Origin of the sequence: Streptomyces sp. NPDC020731, assembly GCF_044334705.1 — a bacterium.
Taxonomy (GTDB): domain Bacteria; phylum Actinomycetota; class Actinomycetes; order Streptomycetales; family Streptomycetaceae; genus Streptomyces.
Map to the genome: position 1 here is coordinate 76,338 of NZ_JBIRTN010000013.1, position 6,569 is coordinate 82,906.

Annotated in this window: 7 protein-coding genes; 1 reads left to right on the forward strand and 6 read right to left on the reverse strand. The window is 68.5% G+C overall.

The window, feature by feature from the left end; all coding sequences use genetic code 11:
- Positions 1-59 precede the first annotated feature (59 nt).
- From prcB to arc, 5 genes are all read right to left on the reverse strand, one after another.
- Complete coding sequence (prcB, locus tag ACH4VX_RS21040) at positions 60-905, reverse strand: proteasome subunit beta (protein WP_398369011.1); 846 nt, start codon at positions 903-905, stop codon at positions 60-62.
- Positions 857-1,033, reverse strand: coding sequence for an endonuclease domain-containing protein (locus ACH4VX_RS21045; protein ID WP_398369013.1), 177 nt, complete (start codon positions 1,031-1,033; stop codon positions 857-859). The genes prcB and ACH4VX_RS21045 overlap by 49 nt, the downstream gene beginning before the upstream one ends.
- Before the next feature lie 135 nt (positions 1,034-1,168).
- Positions 1,169-1,387 carry a ubiquitin-like protein Pup gene (locus tag ACH4VX_RS21050; protein ID WP_398369014.1) on the reverse strand — a complete coding sequence of 73 codons (219 nt, stop codon included), beginning with the start codon at positions 1,385-1,387 and terminating at the stop codon, positions 1,169-1,171.
- 178 nt (positions 1,388-1,565) lie between these two features.
- A complete protein-coding gene (dop, locus tag ACH4VX_RS21055; protein WP_398369016.1) occupies positions 1,566-3,077 on the reverse strand; it encodes a depupylase/deamidase Dop in 1,512 nt (503 codons plus the stop codon).
- Between the two features lie 231 nt (positions 3,078-3,308).
- Positions 3,309-5,075, reverse strand: a complete 1,767-nt coding sequence (gene arc, locus ACH4VX_RS21060) for a proteasome ATPase (protein ID WP_398369018.1) — start codon at positions 5,073-5,075, stop codon at positions 3,309-3,311.
- Between the two features lie 245 nt (positions 5,076-5,320).
- Here arc and ACH4VX_RS21065 point away from each other — a divergent pair, with 245 nt between their 5' ends.
- On the forward strand, positions 5,321-5,626 hold the full coding sequence (locus tag ACH4VX_RS21065) for a ferredoxin (protein WP_398369020.1): 306 nt from the start codon (positions 5,321-5,323) through the stop codon (positions 5,624-5,626).
- 79 nt (positions 5,627-5,705) lie between these two features.
- On the opposite strand, the gene ACH4VX_RS21070 is transcribed toward ACH4VX_RS21065, so the two are convergent.
- Positions 5,706-6,284 (reverse strand): hypothetical protein, encoded by a 579-nt coding sequence (locus tag ACH4VX_RS21070; RefSeq protein ID WP_398369022.1) that lies wholly within the window; start codon positions 6,282-6,284, stop codon positions 5,706-5,708.
- Positions 6,285-6,569: the final 285 nt, after the last annotated feature.

Consider the following 6,569-nt stretch of genomic DNA (forward strand, 5'->3'; position numbering starts at 1 on the left):
TCCCTTTCTGTCGAAGTCACTGGACCACCCTGGAAACAACCGAACCGCCCGCGCCGCGACTACAGCAGCGGGGCCCGTGGACCGTCCGGCTGCTCCAGCCGCCGCTCCAGCACCGACCGGGCGATGTCGGAGGACTCGTCCTCGGCGAGCCGGCGGAAGCCGTCGTCGGTGATCACGGTGACGATCGGGTAGATCCTGCGGGCGACGTCGGGACCACCGGTCGCCGAGTCGTCGTCTGCCGCGTCGTACAGCGCCTGCACCACCAGCGTGGTGGCCTCGGCCTCACTCAGATCGCCCCGGAACAGCTTCTTCATCGCACCGCGCGCGAAGATCGACCCGGAACCGGTCGCGGCGTACCCCTGCTCCTCCGAACGCCCGCCCGTGACGTCGTAGGAGAAGATCCGCCCCTTCCCCCGGTCCACGTCGTACCCCGCGAACAGCGGAACCACGGCGAGGCCCTGCATCGCCATGCCCAGATTCGACCGGATCATCGTCGACAGCCGGTTCGCCTTGCCCTCCAGCGACAGCTGCGCGCCCTCGACCTTCTCGAAGTGCTCCAGCTCCAGCTGGAACAGCTTCACCATCTCCACGGCCAGCCCGGCCGTACCGGCGATCCCCACCGCCGAGTACTCGTCCGCCGGGAACACCTTCTCGATGTCCCGCTGCGCGATGACGTTCCCCATGGTGGCCCGCCGGTCGCCGGCGAGCACGACCCCACCGGGAAACGTGACGGCCACGATGGTCGTGCCGTGCGGCGCCTCGATCACACCCTTCACGGGCGGCAACGACCTCTTGCCCGGCAGCAGTTCCGGCTGGTGCTCGGAGAGGAAGTCCATGAAGGAGGAGGACCCGGGCGTCAGGAAGGCGGCCGGCAGACGCCCGGTGCTACGAGTGTTCGCTTCCACGAAGTTCCTTCCAGGTAGGCGGCTGCCCGACGAACGGCGTCGGGATCATCTCCCAACTCGCCGATGGCCGAATTGCAGTTGAAGCACGGTACGCCACGGACCCTACCCGTCCTGCGGCAATGATCCACATATACGGCGGAGGCTTTCCGGCAGCTCCCGCAACGCGAACGCTGCCCGCGGCCGGCCCATCCCGCACCACGGACAGCGCCCCGCGCCGTCTTCGACTCTCACCCCGGACGCCCCCACGACCTTCGATACGAAGGCTACTGGCCGCCCTTCTGCACGAAGCTTCGAACGAAGTCCTCGGCGTTGGCCTCGAGCACGTCGTCGATCTCGTCGAGGACATCGTCCACGTCGTCGCTCAGCTTTTCCTGACGCTCCTTGAGGTCCTCCGAAGCCTGCGTCTCCGCCGCCTGCTCCTCGACCTCCTCCGTGGACCGGGTGGCCTTCTGCTGTCCGCCGCCGGTGTCCTTGGTCGCCATCACCCTCACCCCGCTCGGTTCGCCCGACACACTTGCTCCGTCAAGATCAGACCCTACAAGCCGGGTCCGACAATGCCCCCGCAGTTGCTCCAACGTACGGGGACCACCTCGATGATTCCCGGACCCGGCGTTTTCCACCCTGCCCGGCCGGCCCTTCCCGGGTACCCCCGGTACCCGCTCAGTTCCCCGACAACACCCTGACCAGGTCTTCTGCCGTGCGGCAGCGGTCCAGGAGCTCCTTGACGTGATTACGCGTTCCGCGAAGCGGTTCCAGGGTTGGGACCCTCTGCAGCGAGTCCCGGCCCGGCAGATCGAAGATCACCGAGTCCCAGGAGGCCGCCGCGACGTCGTCCGCGTACTGCTCCAGACAGCGCCCGCGGAAGTACGCCCGGGTGTCCTCCGGAGGCTTCGTACGGGCCCGCTCGACCTCTCCCTCGTCCAGCAGCCGCTTCATCCGCCCCCGCGCCACCAGACGGTTGTACAGGCCCTTCTCGGACCGTACGTCGGCGTACTGCAGGTCCACCAGATGCAGTCGGGCGGCGTCCCAGTCCAGGCCGTCCCTGCGCCGGTAGCCCTCCATGAGCTCCCGCTTGGCGACCCAGTCCAGCTCGCCGGCCAGGCTCATCGGGTCGTTCTCCAGGCGGGTGAGGGTGTCCTCCCAGCGCGCGAGGACGTCCTTGGTCTGCTCGTCGACGTCCGCCCCGAACCGCTCCTCGACGTACTTGCGGGACAGCTCGTAGTACTCCATCTGGAGCTGTACGGCGGTCAGCGTGCGACCGCTGCGCAGCGTGACAAGCCGCTTCAGGGTCGGATCGTGCGAGACCTGGTGCAGGGTGCGCACCGGCTGGTCGACCGCCAGGTCCACCGCGATGAACCCGTCCTCGATCATGGACAGGACCAGCGCCGTCGTACCCAGCTTCAGGTACGTCGAGATCTCGGACAGGTTCGCGTCGCCGATGATCACATGCAGCCGCCGGTACTTCTCCGCGTCGGCGTGCGGCTCGTCCCGGGTATTGATGATCGGGCGCTTCAGCGTCGTCTCCAGGCCCACCTCGACCTCGAAGTAGTCCGCCCGCTGGCTGAGCTGGAAGCCGTGCTCGTGGCCGTCCTGGCCGATGCCGACGCGGCCGGCGCCGGTGAAGACCTGACGGGAGACGAAGAACGGCGTCAGGTGGCGCACGATGTCCGAGAAGGGGGTCTCCCGCTTCATCAGGTAGTTCTCGTGCGTGCCGTAGGACGCGCCCTTGTTGTCGGTGTTGTTCTTGTACAGGTGGATCGGCTGGGCGCCGGGAAGCTGGCCGGCCCGTTCCGCCGCCTCGGCCATGATCCGCTCGCCGGCCTTGTCCCAGAGCACGGCGTCGCGCGGGTTGGTGACCTCGGGGGCGCTGTACTCCGGATGGGCGTGGTCCACGTAGAGCCGCGCGCCGTTGGTGAGGATGACGTTGGCCAGGCCGATGTCCTCGTCGGTGAGCTGGCTGGCGTCGGCGGCCTCACGGGCGAGGTCGAAGCCTCGCGCGTCCCGCAGCGGGTTCTCCTCCTCGAAGTCCCAGCGGGCCCGGCGGGCCCGGTGCATCGCCGCCGCGTAGGCGTTCACGATCTGGGACGAGGTGAGCATGGCATTGGCGTTGGGGTGGCCGGGAACGGAGATGCCGTACTCCGTCTCGATGCCCATTACTCGCCGTACGGTCATGCGGCCCTCCTTGCCCGGCGGCGTCCCCGGTCGGGGGCGCTGCTGTACCGCCGGCGCTCCGGTGCGTGTGCGGTGCCCGTCCCCGCACTGCGCGACTCGGCGGTACGGAAGAGCCTAGAACGCCTTTGCGCTGGTGGGGAGATCATTTGCGTCATTGCTGTGCTCCAGCCGTGGCCCGAAAAGCAGTCGGCTGCGGGTACCCGTCGAGGACACCCGCAGCCGCCCTGGCTTTTACAGGTACTGACCGGTATTCGCCACCGTGTCGATGGAGCGTCCGGTGTCCGCGCCCTGCTTTCCGGTGATGAGCGTACGGATGTAGACGATCCGCTCGCCCTTCTTTCCGGAGATTCGGGCCCAGTCGTCCGGATTGGTGGTGTTGGGCAGGTCCTCGTTCTCCTTGAACTCGTCCACGCAGGCCTGGAGCAGGTGGGAGACGCGGAGGCCCTTCTGGTTCTTCTCCAGGAAGTCCTTGATCGCCATCTTCTTGGCGCGGCCCACGATGTTCTCGATCATGGCGCCGGAATTGAAGTCCTTGAAATAGAGGACTTCCTTGTCGCCGTTGGCGTAGGTGACTTCCAGGAAGCGGTTCTCCTCGGATTCGGCGTACATCTGTTCCACGGCGGTCCGGATCATGCTCTGGACCGTCATGGACCGGTCGCTGCCGTGCTCGGTGAGGTCGTCGCCGTGCAGCGGGAGGCGTTCGGTGAGGTACTTGCCGAAGATGTCCTGGGCCGCCTCGGCGTCCGGACGCTCGATCTTGATCTTCACGTCCAGCCGGCCGGGCCGCAGGATGGCGGGATCGATCATGTCCTCGCGGTTGGAGGCGCCGATCACGACCACGTTCTGCAGGCCTTCCACGCCGTCGATCTCGGCGAGCAGCTGCGGGACGATGGTGTTCTCCACGTCCGAGCTGACGCCGGAGCCACGGGTGCGGAAGAGGGACTCCATCTCGTCGAAGAAGACGATGACGGGGGTGCCCTCGCTGGCCTTCTCCCGGGCCCGCTGGAAGACCAGGCGGATCTGCCGCTCGGTCTCGCCGACGTACTTGTTCAGCAGCTCGGGGCCCTTGATGTTGAGGAAGAAGCTCTTGCCCGCGGCCTGGCCGGTGACCTCGGCGACCTTCTTGGCCAGCGAGTTGGCGACGGCCTTGGCGATGAGCGTCTTCCCGCATCCGGGGGGCCCGTACAGCAGCACACCCTTGGGCGGCCGCAGTTCGTGCTCCCTGAACAGGTCCGGGTAGAGGTAGGGCAGCTCGACCGCGTCGCGGATGGCCTCGATCTGGTTGCCGAGGCCGCCGATCTGCTCGTAGCCGATGTCGGGGACTTCCTCGAGGACGAGTTCCTCGACCTCGCTCTTGGGGACGACCTCGTAGACGTATCCGGAGCGGGGCTCCATGAGCAGGGCGTCGCCGGGGCGGATGGTGACGTCCAGCAGCGGCTCGGCGAGCCGCACCACCCGCTCCTCGTCGGTGTGCCCGAGCACCAGGGCCCGCTCACCGTCCTCGAGGATCTCCTTGAGTGTGACGATGTCACCGACCCGCTCGAACTCCATGGCCTCGACCACGTTGAGCGCTTCGTTGAGCATCACTTCCTGGCCGCGCCGGAGCTCGTCGAGCTCGACGCCGGGGCTGACGTTCACCCGCAGTTTGCGGCCGCCGGTGAAGATGTCGGCCGTGCCGTCCTCGTTCGCCGTGAGGAAGACCCCGAAGCCGGCCGGGGGCTGTGCGAGCCGGTCGACCTCCTCCTTGAGGGCCACGATCTGGTCGCGGGCCTCACGGAGCGTACCGGCGAGTCGTTCGTTCTGGGCGGACACGCCGGCCAGGTTGGTCTGCAGCTCGACGATCCGCTCTTCGAGAATCCTCGTGTGTCGCGGAGAGTCGGCGAGCTTGCGTCGCAGGACGGCGATCTCCTGCTCAAGGTAGGCAATCTGCCCGGCCGGGTCGTCGGACCCGCGTCCTGGGCGGATGCCGCGGTTCATGTCGTCGTCGTGGGCTGCCACGGTCCTCACCTCCTCCAAGGGGAGCTGGACGCTTCCAGACCCTACCTGGGCGGGTGTCGATTGAAACCCCTAGATCACAAAGACGGTCGGGGTGTGTCCGATCTTCACCCTTGCGCTCTCCCTCACGCCAGGGGAATACCCACCGAAGATGATTGGAACCCAGGCGAAGGTAGGGTCGAAGTGTTCAACACCCGTCAGAGCTGGCCGGATTCCCGTTCGGTTCGACGCAGGAAACGGCAGGAGAGATGAGCGTGCAGCAGGAGGCCGGAGTCGACGGCGAGGCCCTGGAGGTCTGGATCGACCAGGACCTGTGTACCGGCGACGGCATCTGCGCCCAGTACGCGCCCGAGGTGTTCGAGCTGGACATCGACGGTCTGGCCTATGTGAAGAGCCCGCAGGACGAGTTGTTGCAGGACAAGGGGGCGACCACGCCCGTGCCGCTGCCGCTCCTCACGGACGTGGTCGACTCGGCGAAGGAGTGTCCGGGCGAGTGCATCCACGTCCGCCGGGTTTCGGACAGCGTCGAGGTGTACGGGCCGGACGCCGGGTGATTGATTTGATACGCCGCGTCACGTCTGACTGATTCCCCACACGCCGGGGTGCGCGCCTCGCCGCACGCCCGCGCGCGGGTCACACACTCCTGGCGCCGGACGGGGTGGACCGCACGAACGCGCCGTTCTCCCACCGCCATTTCACGTTCTCGCGCACATCGGGGCAGCAACTGGGCACGTCCGCGGAGGAGTAGCCGAAGAGGGCGGCGGTGACCTCGCCGTCACGTACGGCGAAGTCGTCGACGTTGGTGCGGTCCCCGGGGTCGACGAGGGTGGCGACCACGCTCGGTCCGGTGCCGCCCACGGCCCGGGTGAGGACGTACACGCCGTCGGGCGGGGTGCCCATCGCGGTGTCGCAGTGGACCACGGCCACCGTCTCCGGACGGCCGTCGCCGTCGAGGTCGCCGGACGCCTTCTTCTTCACCACAAGCTTCGCCCGGCCGCAGTCGAGGGGGAACTCGGCGGCCGCGGGGTCGGGCGGGGCGGTGTGCGCCGGGGCGCTCTTCGTGTGCGGTCCGGGCGTCGGGGCCGCGGTGGCGGCGTCGGGCCCCAGGAGCGGGGAGAGGGCCACGACACCGGCGAGAGCCGTGGCGGTGGCGACCCAGTGGATGGGCCGGGTGTGCGTGTGGGCGAGCTCCGGAACGGCGGAAGGCTGCACTAGGAGTTTCTCCTGTGAGGACTGTGCCGGTGGGGGGTGGCCAGCATCGTGCCACACGTCACAGTACGGAGGGAACGGCGGGGGTGTGCGGTTCCGGTGCGGGGGAACCGGGAAGGGTTTCGCTCTCCGTGCCGTCGGACCGGTCGCCGGGCCAACGCGAAGGCGCCGGGGGGGGGGGGCGGGGGGGGGCGGGGGGGGGCGCCCCCCCCCCCGGGCGGGGGGGGGGGGGGGGGGCCCCGGACCCGGGGGGGGCCCCCGCGGGGGGGGGGGGCCGGGTTTTCCCCC